Below are 15,941 nucleotides of genomic sequence, written 5' to 3'. Positions count from 1 at the left end.
TCAAACATTCTTCAACATCAATAACGCGATTGAATAATCAACGAATCGTTTTTAAAGCGCCAGCCCAAGGGATGACTTGATCAAGCATTTGATTAACGGAATCTGCTTGAACCGGTGCCGCTTTTAATACAGCTCCATTCTCAAAGTCAGTGAACAGCGAGAGGGCAGGGTGGACCCGGACGTCTGCGATCAATAATTCGCCTAAAATACCGCGTAAATGTTCTGCTGCGCGTGCGCCGCCGACTGAACCGTAGGAGACGATACCGGCTGCTTTGTTGTTCCACTCGACACGGAGATAATCGAGGGCATTTTTCAAGGAAGCGGCAATCGAGTGGTTGTATTCCTGTGTGATGAACACAAATCCATCTTGAGCGGCAATCGCTTCAGACCATGCAGCTGCACCGGATGCATCGCCGTCCTTTTCGCCGAGCAGCGGCAATTTGTAGTCGGCGATGTCAATGATCGTATAGTTGGCGTCTCCGCGGTTGTCCGCCAGCTCTTTCACCCAGTTCCCGACCTGTGGGCTTAAGCGGCCTTCACGTGTTGATCCCAAGATAATCCCAATGTTTAATTTTGTCATGTTCGTTTCCTCCTCTTGTTGTGATGTTTCCTTTGAACCAAATAATTTATTGAAGATATTCAAGTTAATTCCTCCGGATTAAAGATATTCTTTTTCGATTGTTCGCGTGCTTCGGACGGTATCAATCGGACGGACCATTTGTTCGATTTGTTGACGTTGCGATTCGAGGAACGGTGGTAACGATAATTTCTCTCCGACTGTTTCATACGGCTCATCACCCAAGAAACCGGGACCATCTGTTGCCCATTCGAACAGGACGCCGCGTGCGACACGTGCATACAACGATTCGAAGAAGAAACGATCGACGTAGCCGGATGTGTTGAATTGTAAGTTGTGCATCCGTTCGATCCATTCATTTAAAGCGGCTGTATCTTCGACCCGGAACGCCACGTGATGGACGGTTCCGAATCCTTGGCGTCCGCTCGGAAGGAGGAGGTTATGTTCGACGACGACCTGTGCTCCGTTACCGCCTTGACCCATTTCAAACAAATGCAGTGATCCTGCTTGATCAATTTCTCGCATCAGCATCGCTTTTTCTAAGACTTCTTTTAACCGGTCAAATTCGGCAATCCGGATGTGGATTGGACCTAAACCGGTGATGGCGAATTCTAATGGAACCGGACCGTTTTGCCACGGAGTTCCGGAGGCAATGCCTTCGTTATGCTCGTCTGAAATCAGCATATACTGCTGGTCATCGAAATCGACGAACGAGAGGGTCTTCTTACCGAACTGTTCTTTAATGCCACGATGCTTCACATCGTATTTATCAAATCGTTTGATCCAGTAGTGGAGTGCTTCGTCCGTCGGCACGCGGAAAGCGGTTTTAAAGATTTCATTTGTTCCGTGTGTTCCTTTTGGAATGCCCGGGAAGTCGAAGAACGTCATATCGGTACCGGCTGATCCTTTATCGTCAGCGAAGAATAAATGATAGGTCTGAATATCGTCCTGGTTAACAGTTTTCTTGACCAAACGCATGCCTAAGACGTTTGTGAAGAACTCATAGTTTTTCTCGGCACTGCTTGTGATGGCCGTGACGTGGTGGATTCCTTTTAATTCATTCATCTAAATCGCTCCCTTAATCGTTATTATCTCGAATTCGAGATATATAGGTAAAAAAATTTAATTATTTTGGGCTTGGTAGCCTATTTTTTTAGCAGTCTTAATGAACAATTCAATTTCCGCCTGGTCAATCCCTTGGAAAACCTGATTAATGGCTTGTTCATGTTCCGGAAAAATCGTATCCATTAACGTTTGACCTTCTGTGGTGAGTTCCGCAAATGTCACGCGCCGATCCTCCGGACAGGCTTGGCGGACGACGTAGTTCTTTTTTTCGAGCTTATCGATGACATAGGTGATGCTGCCGCTGGTAATCAATACTTTTTTCCCAATCAGCTGAATCGGTTGCCTTCCTTTGTGATACAACAACTCGAGTACGGAAAAATCAGTCGGATTTAGTCCGGACTTCGCAACATCCTGTTTGATGACTTCATGAAGCGCGTCGACTGCGCGAACCATGACTGTCAGTGCTTTTAAGTTCGGATTCGGCTGTTCCATTTCGTTCACCTCTTTTTATCTTCAATTCATATATCTTTAATTCGAGATAAATATACCATCTGTTTTTTATGGCGTCAATTGTTTTGATTGGTTTCTGATTACAAGAGCCTAGATTCATACAGCAGCATGAAAAAAGGCAGCCCGTATCGTACGGGTTGCCTTTAGGATGGGGGAATACTTCACCATTTCAGTTCATTTAAAAAAGTAAGAATGTCTTGGTTGATTTCGTTCATGTCTTTCCCTAACGTCATTAAATGTTTCGAATGCGCAAATCCTTTAATCGTTTTTTGATCCGAAGTTACGCTTTGGAAAATCTTCTCGGCACTCGTCTTGTACGAGGGGTCATCCATTTCCCCGTACAGGACATGAACAGGCGAGGTAATACGTGCCAACTGATCTCTCGTCTGATTAATGAGGTGTTCGAAGTGGGTCAGCGATTCAAAAGGGAGGTGATCCAGTTCAGCCATTTCAGATGCAATCTGCTGGTCCTCTTTTCCTTCGAGTTGTTTATAGCGTTTGGCGTAATAAACAATTCGTTCCTTTAGGACGCCTGCTTCCTTATACATGGGTACGGACATGGTGACTACACCGTTGATCTGCAACTCCTGTGCTGTTTTTAAAGCAAGAACACCACCCAGTGAGAGACCGACGACTGCTATATGTTCAAATCCTTTGTCTTTCAGTAGCTGGTAACCGTCAAGAACATCCTGCCACCAGTCGGCTGGTCCGTAGTTCAGAAGTTCTTCTGCCGGCAGACCATGTCCACTGAGTGTCGGGGCGTAGCAGGAGTACTGATTTTGCTGCAAATAGCTTCCAAGCTTTTTCATATCATTCGGATTACTGGTGAAGGAATGTAAGAGCAGAACAGCTTTTTTTCCACCTTCATAATAAAAGGGTTTTGGAGGTAATAATTTCATAGAAAGGAATTCCTCATTTCATCATAGTTCTTATTTTTATATATGTACGTTAGTTCGCCTTCACTTTATAGTCAGTTAAGATGGTATTACCGATAGTAGTAAGCATCTCGGAGTTAACAAGAGAGTTTACTAGAAAAAGTAAGTTGTCTTTGCTGAAGACGGGATTAATCAGTAATGCTTTTTGTTCAAAAGCAAAGCGGTTTTGATCATAATTAATTATTAAGTCTTTTAACTTTCGTAAATCATTTTTTGAGAGATCGAACAGGATGACTGCTTCATGTATCGTCGTATCTTCCATTGCATTCGGATGTAAATTTCCGAGTAAAGTCAATAACGTACGATTGTGAAATTTCAGATTTTCGATTTCCTCTATCAAATAGGTATAATTTTCATCTGACATATCTGAGCTCATTCTCCTTTGAGTACATATGATAATATTGTATCAATTTACCAATGGTTATCGTAGATGATGTTGAATTTTCATTAACAGAAATGAGTTGGAGGTGTCGATAAAATGCAATTACCTACACGACTTGGCACCGATGAGGCCGGCTATATTATTAATCAAACGAGTAGAATGCGTATACAAGTGATGTATCGTCCTGTCATTGACGAAGTGATAGGCTTGTTGAAAAAACAGTTTGGCGAAGTACTTCACAGCGTATACGTATATGGCAGTATCGGTCGCGGCACAGCCGTTGCAGGAAAATCGGATTTAGATTTGACGGTTATTGTAAAAGAGACTGTTCACATTGACGCTTTAAGAGAAGAAACAGAAGACTTGTTGGAGCGGCATCCTGAAATTATTAAAGTTGATTACGACATAGGCATCCTTGATACAGTGCTCAGTCCTGAGAATCTGTACGAATGGGGCTTTTGGATACGTCATGTTTGTTCCTGTATAGATGGTTTCGACTTATCTGATCAATTTCCAGATATGAAACCGGACGTGCGGATTAGTCGTGCTTTGAATCGGGATTTGTCCGTTCAGCTACGAATGGCTCATGAAAAACTAGAGGCCGGCGAGATGACTCGGATAGGAAAAAGATCCCTTGTAAAACGGATGATTCGTGGCGCTTACTTGCACGTTAATGTAAAAGATCAAAGTTTTGCGTCCACCATTGAGGACAGCCTATCTATACTGCGTCTGTATTTTCCTGAGAACATACTGATCGAGGATTTAGCGAAGTCCACTGACAAGATGGAGCTTTCAGATGAATGGTTACGTGAGTTGTTGCATCGATATGCGTTAACTTTTGTTTAACGGTTATCTGCCACGCGAGAGATTTCTTGTTCTGTTAAAAAAAGACGTAAAAAAGGAGATTCTATATGAAAACCAATACATTTTTAGACTGGGAAGTCAGTTTAAGTGAAGAACTCCATGCTGTCATTGATGAGAAAGCTAAGAAAATGGTAGAAATGGGTGGCTTTATAGAATTAAATGCTGTGCTTTGGGTGGATGAAGAAGGAGTCCTTCAATTGAAACCAACATGGGATTGCGTCATTTCAATCAATGCCGTAGAAAAAAAGATAACCATTCGACCGGCAGAATCATTCGGTGAAATCTAAGGTGTTTTACAATAAGAACACGAATTTTTAGGAACAATGATATTTGACTGCCAGTAAGAATCACTAATGACTCGTGTTAAATTTGGTGGAACACAAAAACGCCCCCCAAACAACAGGGGACGAAGCAACAATATTTTTTAATTAAACCGTCTCATCCGTAAACGTTTCACCGGTCCGGCGCACGGTTGCTCCGAGTTCCGCCGCAATCGCGTTGATCGCTTCCGAATCCTCGTTGACCTCACTGATGATGATGACGCCGTAGTGGTCGGGATTGATCTGGTTGAGTGTCCGGTTAAACAGATCAAACGAATCGCGTTCGTTTTTTTCGTCACGGTTCGCCCCGATCAGGTATCCGGCGACGGAACCGACGAGCATGCCGAAAGGTCCACCGACAACGCCGACGGCCATCCCAATCAACGAACCTTTAAACGATTGATCCTGTTGCGTGAAGTCGATCGCATCGATGAAGGAGAAGCCGTCCGTCTCATTGCGTTCGGCGAGAACCATCTGTTCCATTTCAATCTCTTTGATCGCTTCGAGGTCCTTGATCATTTCAAATCCGGTTTTTGCTTTTTCCAAATCGTTGAAAATAATCGTCGTGACGACGTGAGTTGCATCATTTTTATATTGTGCCATAATTTCCGCCTCCAGAAAGTTCTGATGTCGTTCTACAATTTACTTGTACCCGTAACAGAACCATTAAAAACTAGAAACGGTGTGCCGTTGTAAGCATATGATTGATATAGCTTCTCAATTAGGAGATAAGTAAAACTTATTGAAGGTCTTTTGTTCTTTCAAATTGTAACGGGGCTCATATTATACTATGATAGAGCTGTACAAGTAAGCGGTATCAGGGGCTTGATGTCGTCAACACTTAAAGGGGGAATCAGCATGAAGCAAACGCAACCATCGCAAGACGTGTTTGGTGCACGCCGTTCGTTTGAAGCAAACGGTAAAAATTACAACTATTACAGCATTGAAAAATTGGAAGAACTCGGTCTGACGGAAGTCAAACGTCTTCCGTATTCAATCCGTGTGCTGCTTGAATCCGTCCTTCGTCAACAAGACGGTCGTTCGATTACACAAGAGCATGTCGAAAACTTGGCGAAATGGGGAACTGCCCAAGTATCGAATGATATCGATGTGCCGTTCAAGCCGTCACGCGTCATCTTACAGGATTTCACGGGCGTTCCGACGGTCGTCGATCTCGCGTCACTCCGTAAAGCGATGCAGGACCTCGGTGGAGATCCATCAGTCATCAACCCGGAAGTTCCGGTTGATCTCGTCGTTGACCACTCGGTTCAAGTCGATTCTTACGGATTTGCCGGTGCACTCGCTGAAAACATGGATCTTGAGTTCGAACGGAACGAAGAACGTTACAAATTGTTACGCTGGGCAACAACAGCATTCGATAACTACCGTGCTGTACCGCCTGCAACAGGAATCGTCCACCAAGTTAACCTCGAGTACTTGGCATCTGTCGTTCTTGAAAAAGAAACAGCAGACGGTTCGGTTGATGTCTACCCGGATACACTCGTCGGAACGGATTCTCACACAACGATGATCAATGGACTTGGTGTCCTTGGTTGGGGTGTCGGTGGAATCGAAGCGGAAGCAGGAATGCTCGGACAACCGTCATTCTTCCCGGTTCCTGAAGTTATCGGTGTCCGCATCACAGGTGAAATGCACCCTGGAACAACAGCGACAGACGTTGCTCTTCGCGTGACGGAAATGTTGCGTCAACAAAACGTTGTCGGTAAATTCGTTGAGTTCTTCGGACCATCCCTTCACTTGATGTCATTGTCTGACCGCGCGACAATCGCCAACATGGCACCTGAGTACGGCGCAACTTGCGGATTTTTCCCGGTGGATACGGAAACATTGACGTACCTCCGTCTGACAGGCCGTGACGAAGACTTGATCGAAAAAGTCGAGAACTACTCAAAAGCAAACGGCTTGTTCTACACGCCGCAAAACGAAGATCCAACATTCACGAAGACGGTTGAACTTGATCTGTCGACAATCGTTCCTGCACTTGCCGGACCAAAACGTCCACAAGACCGGATCGATTTGACGGACGTGCACACGTCGTTCCAAAAAGCGTTGACAGCACCACAAGGAAACGCCGGTTTTGGTCTTGCGGAAGAAGAAGCAAACAAAGTCGCGGTCGTTCAATTCGAAGACGAAGCGGTTGAGATGCGTACGGGAGACCTCGCGATCGCAGCCATCACGAGCTGTACGAACACATCAAACCCATACGTCATGATTGGTGCCGGACTCGTCGCGAAAAAAGCGATCGAGCTCGGATTGACGGTTCCGAAATACGTCAAGACATCACTTGCTCCTGGATCAAAAGTCGTTACGGATTACCTTGAGAAATCAGGACTTCAACCGTACCTCGATCAACTCGGCTTCAACACAGTCGGTTACGGGTGTACGACATGTATCGGAAACTCGGGTCCACTTGACCTTGCCGTCGAAAACGCGATCCTCGGATCAGACCTGCTTGTCTCGTCTGTCCTCTCAGGAAACCGGAACTTCGAAGGACGGGTTCACCCGCTCGTGAAAGCCAACTACTTGGCATCACCACCACTCGTCGTCGCGTACGCGATTGCCGGAACGGTTGACGTGGACATCATGAACGCGTCACTCGGAACAGGCAAAGACGGACAAGAAGTCTTCTTCGCGGACATCTGGCCGTCACGTGACGAGATTCAAACGATCATCAACACGGTCGTCACACCGGAAAGCTTCCGTGCCGAGTATGACTCGGTCTTCACAGGAAACGAACGCTGGAACAACCTTGATGTGCCGACAGGCGATCAGTATGACTTCGACGAAGAGTCGACATATATCCAAAACCCGCCGTTCTTCGAGAACTTGGCGAAAGAAGCCGGTCACGTCGAAGCATTAAACGATCTCCGTGTCTTCGGTAAGTTTGCGGATTCTGTCACGACAGACCACATCTCACCAGCCGGTTCATTCTCGAAAACGACACCAGCCGGACAATACCTTGTCAGCAAAGGTGTCGCACCAAAAGACTTCAACTCATACGGTTCACGCCGTGGTAACCACGAGATCATGATGCGCGGAACATTCGCGAACATCCGGATCCGTAACCAGGTCGCTCCGGGTACAGAAGGCGGCTTCACGACGTACTGGCCGACAGGCGAAACGATGGCGATGTACGACGCTGCGATGAAGTACAAAGAAGATGGTACAGGTCTTGTCATCCTCGCCGGTAAAGATTACGGGATGGGTTCATCACGTGACTGGGCAGCGAAAGGGACAAACCTTCTTGGTGTCAAAGCCGTCATCGCAGAGAGCTTTGAGCGGATTCACCGTTCCAACCTCGTCATGATGGGTGTCCTGCCGCTTCAATACGCAGCCGGCACATCAGCTGAATCGCTTGGCTTAACAGGCGAAGAATCAATCAGTATCGCGATCGACGAGTCGGTTCGTCCGCGTGACGTCGTCGAAGTTACAGCGACAGCTGCAGACGGAAAAGTCACGAAGTTCGAAGCAATCGCTCGTTTTGATTCGGAAGTCGATATCGATTACTACCGTCACGGCGGAATCTTACCAATGGTTCTCCGCGAACGCTTGCAAAACTAAACCGTTTACATTAACGTTTGAGGTGGGGGAAACCCCACCTTTTTTGATGCAGAAAGGGGCGAGACCGTGAACCGATTCAAGAAATGGTTTCAAGCAAAAGAAGAACTCGAGCTGCCGGTTCGCGACGTCACGCTCGATGAAGTCAAACGGGCGACGCACGATTTTGAACTGGCGTTGCCGAAAGGGACGAACCGGACGATTCTGCTCGATGAAGAACAACGGATTGATTTAACGCAACTTGCGCCCTATCTCGGTGCCCGCTCGACGCAGGTCTTCTATATGTCACGGGAAACGTTTACGATCATGGAAGCGAAAGATCATTTGACGGTCTATGAAATGGATCATGTCCAGATTGCAGTCGACCGGTATTTCGAAAAAGAACGGAAATTACCGCTCAAACCGCACTCGAAGACATTCCAGGTCGATTGTGCAAAGCTGTTTGAGCAAGGCTATTTACGGGAGTTGCCGAAACATCTCTATTACCTGGTCGATGAATCGATGATCGTCTCGCTCGAACCGAAAACCGATTAACGCAGCCGGATTGCTCTGAACGGGCAGTCCGGTTTTTTGATGAACCGGCTGCTTTTCTAAAAAACAGAATCAATTGTTCAAAAGTCTGACGTATTTCTTCGGAAATGCAGGAATCTTGGACAAACCCTTTGTATTCTAAGCCTAAAACCGATACCATTAACATGAAACGAGACAAATCTAGGATGGTGTACATGGCATGACGAAACGAACGAGCACATGGATTGCAGTCGCAATCGTGGCAATGGCGATACTCCTTGCCTATAATTTTTACCTTTTGAATAAGACACAGACCGCTAATGAAGATAAAGCTGCTCCGGTCAAACCGTTTTACACGATGTCGCGGATTCAGTACGTCGAAAAGAAACTGTCGACGACGGAAGACGCTCTCGAGACGCGGACATATGAAGTCGTTTTTGATGACAAAGGCCACTTCCGGACAGAAGTCATCGACGGACCATCGAAAGGAACGATGGCGATTTGGGACGGGAAGATGTTCCGCGAATACGATGCTGACGGAAAATTGTTGAACGAAACGAAAGCATCCAAGAGTGTCAGCGCACCGCGTCCGTTCTTGTCACGCGGCTTTAACGAACAAATCATCAAGTTCATCGAAAATGGTGACTTTGGTCAAGTCGAAGGCGAAGCCGATATCGCCGGAAATGCGGCTGACGTTTACGTCAAAAAAGAGCCGGCAAGCACAGTCCCGAAAGAATGGATCAAACAGTATCCATCGTTCTTCGATAAGGACGACAATGCGGAAGAAGCGACCTACTATGTCGCGTCCGACCGGTCGAAAGTACTTGGAGCCGAGTCACGTAACAATGGAAAACTTTTTTATTCGGTCAAGATGAAAAAAATCGAGACACTGGATACATTCGATCCAAACTGGTTAAAAGCTAAATGAGGACAGACCGACTGGAGTGTCACACCGTGACGACCACAGTCGGTTTTTTCGAGAAGCGGGAGGAATCAAGATAACATGGAGACGTTCTCAAAAGAGGAGATGTTCAAACAAATTACGGCTTGGGAAAACGGGGCGAAGGTCGAAGAAGTTCTCGCCTTACGTTATGCCCAAAGCAGCCGCCTATTACAGGAAACAGAAGCATTAGTCCGGATTTTAGCTTTACTCGTCGAACACCGTTACATCATGACGGGACGGATCGATGCCCTGGCCGAAAGCTGGATGCAGGAAATCCGCCAGCACGACCGGCTGCCGGAACGGCTTGAACAGTTGCTGATTGAACAGCAGCTCCAGAGCAGTTATCAGTTACTGGTCGCGAATACCTTCCCGACGATCCGCGAGACAGACAATGCCAATGCCAAACGGTCCGCGACAAAGGAATTGATCCAACAAGCGGGTCAAATCCTGCATGAGACGGAACAGGTCGTCGAACAGACGGAACGCTTGCGCCGGATGGATACGGCGCGTTGGTCGGAACTGTTTGAAGCCGGTAAAGCATTGCTGTTGTCGAGCGCGTCGCTCGAACAGATTGCGACGGAATTTCTCGACAGTCTGCAGGAACGGTTTTATTCCCGTGACGCTTTTCGGGAGATGACGGAACTGAAAGCGACGGCATTGCAGGATCTGCGCCGGGTCGTCGCCTTGTTGCCGGCAGAAATCAAACAGGTTGAACGGTCGGCGCTTGAGGAACTCGACGCGATGATTGGTCTCGATGATATCAAACTGCGTGTGCATCAGATGTACCGTTTCTTGAAATATCAGCAAAAACGGACATCAGACGGCTACCGCTCGAGTGATCAGCCGTCACTCCACATGATTTTCATGGGAAATCCGGGAACCGGTAAGACGACGCTTGCCCGGCTGATGGCAAAAATCTATCACGAACTCGGTCTGCTCGAACGGCCGGAAGTCGTCGAGACGGATCGCTCGTCGCTCGTCGGTGCGTTCGTCGGTCAGACGGAAGAACAGGTCATGAGTAAAGTCCGGGAAGCGGTTGGCGGTGTCTTGTTCATCGATGAAGCCTACGCCTTAAAACGGGCCGGACAAAGCGGCAACGATTACGGGCAGGCAGCCATTGATACGCTGGTTGCCGCGATGACGAGCGGGGAATACGCCGGCCGGTTTGCCGTCGTTCTGGCCGGGTATCCGGAAGAAATGCGCGATTTCCTGAAAGCGAACCCTGGTCTGCGGAGCCGTTTCCCGGAATCGAATCATTATCTGCTCGCGGATTATACCGATACGGAACTGCTTGAAATCGGACGTTCCATTGCAACGGTCAACGATTATGTCCTGACGGAGCAGGCCGAGCGGGCGTTATTGTCCCGGCTCGAACGCGAACGGGTCGACGCCAGTTTCGGTAACGGACGCGCTGTCCGAAATATCGTCCTCGATGCGATCTTTAAAAAAGGGGCCAGTCTCGGGGAAAGTGCCAGTCATGAAGATTTTGCTTTGCTCGAACAAGCTGATTTTGAACTTGTTGCCTCAGATGATCATACCGTTGAGGAACGACTCGAACAATTGGTCGGATTACAGCCGCTGAAAGCGGAAATCAAACAGATCCAAGCCCTGTTGTCGATGCAGAAGCGCCGCCAGGAAGCCGGATTTAAAGTGTTGCCGGTCGAACTGCATGCGGTCTTCAGCGGCAACAGCGGAACCGGGAAAACGACCGTCGCGGCTTTGTATGCCGATGTCCTCCGCCAGTGTGGTTACTTGAAGCGGGGCCACTTGAAAGTCGTCAGCCGGGCCGATCTTGTCTCGGGCTACGTCGGTCAGACCGCGCAACAAACGCGGGACGTCATCCGTGATGCGCTCGGCGGTGTTCTGTTCATCGATGAAGCGTACGCGTTAAACGGGGGTGCCAACGATTTCGGCAAGGAAGCGATCGATACGCTGGTCGACGAGATGACGAAACATGCCGATAATCTGGTTGTCGTCCTCGCGGGTTACGAGCAGCCGATGCAGGCGTTGCTCGCCAGCAATCCGGGTCTGAAATCCCGGTTTAAACGCGAATTCCATTTCCCGAACTACGCGAAAGACGAGCTGATCGAAATCATCGTTAATTACGCCGCCCAGTATGGGTATCAGTTGACGGAGGAAGCGAAAGATACGCTTGAGGGTATGATCGAAACCGTCCCGAACGGAAATGCCCGTGCCGCGATTACGATCGTCGAACGGGCCATTGCGAAGCAATCCGTCCGATTAATTGACAAACTTAGCTTAACCGGTTCAGAATGGTCCTATCTTGAAAAAGAGGATTTTTAAGGGGGAAGCTACATGTACACGATTGAAATACCAGTCCGTTACGCTGAAACCGATATGATGGGCATCGTCTATCATTCGAATTATCTCGTTTATTTTGAGATTGCACGGACGGAACTGATCAAGTCACTCGGACTTGATTACAAGGAAATGGAAGAAGCCGGATATGTCTCGCCGGTCACGAACGTGAATCTCGATTACAAACGGTCATTGACGTACGGTGACGTAGCACAGGTGTCCGTCTGGGTTGATCATTATGACGGTCTGCGGACGATTTACGGCTATGAAGTCAAGAATGCCGACGGTCAACTGGCGGTCGCAGGAAAAACGTCGCATGTCGTCGTCAAAAAAGAAAACTTCCGTCCGATCCGTTTACCAAAAGTCTTTCCGAACTGGCACGCGATTTACGAACAAATGCGTACCGAGGATGCTGCACTCATCTCAAATTAAGCCTCCGCCCTCAGCAGGATTTCTTGCGTGAGGGCTTTTCTAATCAGTCGATTAGAGGTAACATAGAATAGCACCAAGGAAGCGGGGAATTAAAAATGAAAAAAATCGTAGCAGTCAGCACATTGGCGCTCCTCCTTGCAGGATGTAACCCTGGGGATCAGGAAGCGCAAGACAACTCAAAAACCGAACAGGCGAATAAAAGCGCAGACGAAAAGGCCACTTCAGATTCTGAAAAAAGTGATGCCGAAGTAGCGAAAGAAAAAGAAGCAAAAGAAGCGGCAGAAGCGAAAAAAGAAGCCGACGCGAAAGCGGAAGCTGAGAAAAAAGCAGAAGAACAGGCAGCGGCCGATCAAAAAGCAGCTGAAGAGAAAGCGGCCGATAAAAAAGACGATGGGAAAACCGATTCCGCTCAGGATCCGGAACCGGCCAAACCGTCGAAACCGGAGTCCGAAACACCGGACGTCGATAAATCGAATACAAAAGCCGATCTGTCACTGGGTGAGTTAGTCGTCGTCAACAAAAAGTACAGCTTGCCGATCGATTACAAACCGTCGGATTTAGTCGTGCCAAATGTCAGCTTCTCGTATTCAGGCGTTCTCGAACAAAGTTACATGCGGGCACCGGCAGCGAAGCAAATGGAAAAAATGTTTGCTGATGCGAAAGCCGATGGTGTGACACTGAACGCTGTCAGCGGATTCCGTTCAGGTTCACGTCAGACGGTTCTCTACAACAACTACGTCGCCCGTGACGGAAAAGCGGCAGCCGATCAATATTCGGCCCGTCCTGGTCACAGTGAGCACCAGACCGGACTTGTGTTCGATATCTCGGCACCAAGTGTCGGGAATGGATTGACGGCAGAACTCGGAGATACAAAAGAAGGAAAATGGATTGCGAACAACGCAGCGAAGTATGGATTCATCGTCCGGTACGACCGTGGGTTCCAGTCGCGGACTGGGTACACGTATGAGCCATGGCACATCCGGTATGTTGGTGTCGGTCCAGCCACACAAATTAAAAATAATGGGCAGACTCTCGAAGAATATATGAAGGTCGGTCACTAATACGTTGGAGGTTGACCATGATTGAAATCATCGGGATTTTAATTTTAGGCTATTTACTCGGCTCGATTCCGTTTGCTCTGCTTGTCGGAAAATGGGGACACGGCATTGATATTCGGCAGCACGGCAGCGGGAATCTCGGGACGACGAACACGTTCCGGGTCCTAGGAAAAAAAGCGGGGATCATCGTCTTGATTGGTGATCTCGGCAAAGGGGCAGTCGCCAGTCTTGTGCCGATTCTGCTTGCTTCCGAACTGCATCCGCTGTTTGCGGGTCTAGCGGCCGTCGTCGGACACATTTATCCGGTCTTTGCCAGGTTCAAAGGCGGAAAGGCCGTCGCGACGTCCGGCGGGATGCTGCTCGTGACGAGCCCGATTCTGTTCCTGGTGCTGTTGATTTCCTTTTTGACGACGTTACGACTGAGCCGGATGGTTTCACTCAGCTCAATCGTCTCAGCAAGCATCGGTATCGTGGCTGCCATCACGATCGGTATCGTCGAGCAGGACTGGATCGTCCCGACGTTCTTTACGATTCTTGCGCTGTTCGTCATCTTTAAACACCGTGAAAATATCAGCCGGATCCGTCAAGGGACGGAATCAAAGATTGGTATGTTTGCGAAAGATAAAAAAGACACCGATTGATTTCAACCGGATGCTGTTGTTCTTCTGTAAAGGAAGGACAGGAGGATCCGTTTTTTTTTGTGAATATCTTGTTAATCTGAAAAATAAACGAATTCAACAACATTTCATAGGAATTACACGTTTTTTTACACCGGATTTACAAGACCTTTACAGACGTTCGCTACACTAGAAGTAGTACTTGTCTGTGAAGGGAGTAGTTCATGTGTCGTTATTAGGAGAGGAACGAAAATCACAAATCATGCAATGGCTCGAAGAAGAAGGAAAAGTCATGACGAAGGATTTGATTGACCGTCTGGATGTCTCCGGGGAGACTGTCCGGCGTTATCTCGAGGAACTCGAGCGGGAACGACAACTGAAGCGGGTTTACGGGGGAGCAATCTACCAAGGCGGCAAACAAGAATCGCCGATTTCAAGACGGACCGATCAATTGTCCCGTCGGCTGGCGCGTTATGCGAAAGGTTGGCTGGCGGACTACTCCTGCATCTTTTTAGGCAAAGGGGAGCCGGTCGAACATCTGTTACCGTACTTGAGCGGCAGCGCAACGATTGTCACGAACTCGTTGTCGATTGCCAGTCATCTCGAACAGTGCCGGGAAACGGGACCGTTCCACGGCGAAATACGATTACTCGGCGGAACCGTCGATTCATATGGACAGACGGTTGGGGTCGAAGTCTTGCAGGCGCTTGATGCCTATGCGTTTGACGCGTCTTTTTTGACGTTCGACGGAGCCGAGATCGAGCGGGGATTCGTCAGTGATGACATCGAGTCGTCGTTGATTCAAAAAGCCATCATCGGTCGGACAAAGGATGTCTATGCCTTTTTGGCGTGTGACGAATTCGAGGGCAACCGGAAATATAAGGTCGCGGAATTCCGCCGCGCTAAAATCGTTCTCAGTCCCTCGACCTATCCGCCGTCTTGGGAGATGAAGCTGTTTAATGAACGGGTGAATTGGACCGTCGTCTCATGATACACTAGGGCGGGAGGGATGTATCATGTTAGAAATCATTGCAGCAACAGTAGAAGAAGCAACAGCCGCCGAGCGGGCGGGAGCCGACCGGCTGGAACTCGTCTCGGCCTTATCAGAAGGCGGATTGACGCCGAGTTACGGATTGATCCGGCAGGTCTTGTCTTCGGTCGAGATTCCGGTCCACGTCCTCGTGCGACCGCACAGTAAATCGTTTGTCTATTCGAAAGCCGATCAGGAAACGATCATCACGGACATTGATTTGATTCGGGAACTCGGAGCAGCCGGAATCGTCGTCGGTTCATTGACGGCAGACGGACGTGTTGATGAAGGATTCCTCGGACGGATTATTAAACATAAAGGCGACTTGTCGCTAACGTTCCACAGGGCGATCGACAGCAGTCGGGACATCCTGGAAGCTGCGGAAGTCCTGGCTGATTTTCCGGAAGTCGACCGGATTTTGACGTCCGGGGCACAACCGACGGCACTGGAAGGTCAGGCTGTCATCGCCGAACTAATCGAACAGCACCCTGACCTGATTGTCTTGCCGGGTTCCGGTATCACAGTCGAGCGGGCGGAAGAATTACTTAATGCAACGAACGCAACCGAGTTACATGTCGGATCCGCTGTCCTCGTCGACGGTCAAGTCGATCCGGAGAAGGTCAAAGCGTTAAAACAATTGCTGGCACGTTAATCAAAGTTATTCGTTGGCGTAACAGTTAACCTTATGAGAAAAGAGGGCAGATTTGAATCTGAACTGCTCCCCGTCAAGTAGACAGGATAAATAATAAAAATCTTTTAAACGGCTTGAGCTCTGTATTCTAATGGAGCCAAGCCGTTTA

The 15,941-nt window shown here is 48.3% G+C and carries 17 protein-coding genes; 11 read left to right on the top strand and 6 right to left on the bottom strand.

Translation table 11 applies throughout. The features are described from left to right. Window positions 1–37: 37 nt before the first annotated feature. The 5 genes from KNQ07_RS05090 to KNQ07_RS05070 form a co-directional block, all read right to left on the bottom strand. Entirely contained in the window at window positions 38–580 is a 543-nt protein-coding gene (locus KNQ07_RS05090) for an NADPH-dependent FMN reductase (protein WP_251135838.1), read from the bottom strand. Between the two features lie 78 nt (window positions 581–658). After that, window positions 659–1,642: a ring-cleaving dioxygenase gene (locus tag KNQ07_RS05085; protein ID WP_214765175.1), complete on the bottom strand. Its 984-nt coding sequence runs from the start codon at window positions 1,640–1,642 to the stop codon at window positions 659–661. A 57-nt stretch (window positions 1,643–1,699) separates the two neighbouring features. Continuing rightward, complete coding sequence (locus KNQ07_RS05080) at window positions 1,700–2,134, bottom strand: MarR family winged helix-turn-helix transcriptional regulator (protein ID WP_012370037.1); 435 nt, start codon at window positions 2,132–2,134, stop codon at window positions 1,700–1,702. A gap of 179 nt (window positions 2,135–2,313) precedes the next feature. Then, the gene (locus tag KNQ07_RS05075; protein ID WP_214765173.1) at window positions 2,314–3,051 is read right to left on the bottom strand and encodes an alpha/beta hydrolase; all 738 of its coding nucleotides are present in this window, start codon (window positions 3,049–3,051) and stop codon (window positions 2,314–2,316) included. Window positions 3,052–3,100: 49 nt separating this feature from the next. Further along, window positions 3,101–3,451, bottom strand: coding sequence for a hypothetical protein (locus KNQ07_RS05070; protein ID WP_214765171.1), 351 nt, complete (start codon window positions 3,449–3,451; stop codon window positions 3,101–3,103). A gap of 114 nt (window positions 3,452–3,565) precedes the next feature. Between KNQ07_RS05070 and KNQ07_RS05065 the strand changes: the two genes are divergently transcribed. Both KNQ07_RS05065 and KNQ07_RS05060 read left to right on the top strand, forming a co-directional pair. Further along, window positions 3,566–4,315: a nucleotidyltransferase domain-containing protein gene (locus KNQ07_RS05065; RefSeq protein ID WP_214765169.1), complete on the top strand. Its 750-nt coding sequence runs from the start codon at window positions 3,566–3,568 to the stop codon at window positions 4,313–4,315. 65 nt (window positions 4,316–4,380) lie between these two features. Further along, entirely contained in the window at window positions 4,381–4,620 is a 240-nt protein-coding gene (locus KNQ07_RS05060; RefSeq protein WP_214765167.1) for a hypothetical protein, read from the top strand. A gap of 141 nt (window positions 4,621–4,761) precedes the next feature. On the opposite strand, the gene KNQ07_RS05055 is transcribed toward KNQ07_RS05060, so the two are convergent. Next, the gene (locus tag KNQ07_RS05055) at window positions 4,762–5,256 is read right to left on the bottom strand and encodes a hypothetical protein (protein WP_214765166.1); all 495 of its coding nucleotides are present in this window, start codon (window positions 5,254–5,256) and stop codon (window positions 4,762–4,764) included. A gap of 255 nt (window positions 5,257–5,511) precedes the next feature. On the opposite strand from KNQ07_RS05055, the gene acnA reads away from it, so the two are divergent. The 9 genes from acnA (at window position 5,512) to KNQ07_RS05010 (ending at window position 15,793) form a co-directional block, all read left to right on the top strand. Continuing rightward, a complete protein-coding gene (acnA, locus tag KNQ07_RS05050) occupies window positions 5,512–8,235 on the top strand; it encodes an aconitate hydratase AcnA (RefSeq protein WP_214765164.1) in 2,724 nt (907 codons plus the stop codon). A gap of 66 nt (window positions 8,236–8,301) precedes the next feature. Further along, a complete protein-coding gene (locus tag KNQ07_RS05045; RefSeq protein ID WP_214765162.1) occupies window positions 8,302–8,766 on the top strand; it encodes a DUF3939 domain-containing protein in 465 nt (154 codons plus the stop codon). A 196-nt stretch (window positions 8,767–8,962) separates the two neighbouring features. Then, window positions 8,963–9,670, top strand: a complete 708-nt coding sequence (locus KNQ07_RS05040) for a hypothetical protein (RefSeq protein WP_114596152.1) — start codon at window positions 8,963–8,965, stop codon at window positions 9,668–9,670. 75 nt (window positions 9,671–9,745) lie between these two features. Beyond that, entirely contained in the window at window positions 9,746–11,989 is a 2,244-nt protein-coding gene (locus KNQ07_RS05035) for an AAA family ATPase (protein WP_214765160.1), read from the top strand. A gap of 12 nt (window positions 11,990–12,001) precedes the next feature. After that, complete coding sequence (locus tag KNQ07_RS05030) at window positions 12,002–12,436, top strand: acyl-CoA thioesterase (protein ID WP_012370047.1); 435 nt, start codon at window positions 12,002–12,004, stop codon at window positions 12,434–12,436. Window positions 12,437–12,531: 95 nt separating this feature from the next. Next, entirely contained in the window at window positions 12,532–13,497 is a 966-nt protein-coding gene (locus KNQ07_RS05025) for a M15 family metallopeptidase (RefSeq protein WP_214765159.1), read from the top strand. Window positions 13,498–13,514: 17 nt separating this feature from the next. Next, a complete protein-coding gene (gene plsY, locus KNQ07_RS05020; protein WP_012370049.1) occupies window positions 13,515–14,135 on the top strand; it encodes a glycerol-3-phosphate 1-O-acyltransferase PlsY in 621 nt (206 codons plus the stop codon). Between the two features lie 202 nt (window positions 14,136–14,337). After that, window positions 14,338–15,102 carry a DeoR/GlpR family DNA-binding transcription regulator gene (locus KNQ07_RS05015; RefSeq protein WP_012370050.1) on the top strand — a complete coding sequence of 255 codons (765 nt, stop codon included), beginning with the start codon at window positions 14,338–14,340 and terminating at the stop codon, window positions 15,100–15,102. 25 nt (window positions 15,103–15,127) lie between these two features. Beyond that, entirely contained in the window at window positions 15,128–15,793 is a 666-nt protein-coding gene (locus KNQ07_RS05010) for a copper homeostasis protein CutC (RefSeq protein WP_214765156.1), read from the top strand. The last annotated feature ends 148 nt before the right edge of the window (window positions 15,794–15,941 follow it).

The organism is Exiguobacterium sp. s145 (assembly GCF_018618835.1).
In the GTDB taxonomy this organism is placed as follows: Bacteria; Bacillota; Bacilli; order Exiguobacteriales; family Exiguobacteriaceae; genus Exiguobacterium_A; species Exiguobacterium_A artemiae.
Note: the sequence above shows the minus strand (reverse complement) of the source record. Positions and strands in the feature narration are given on the sequence as shown.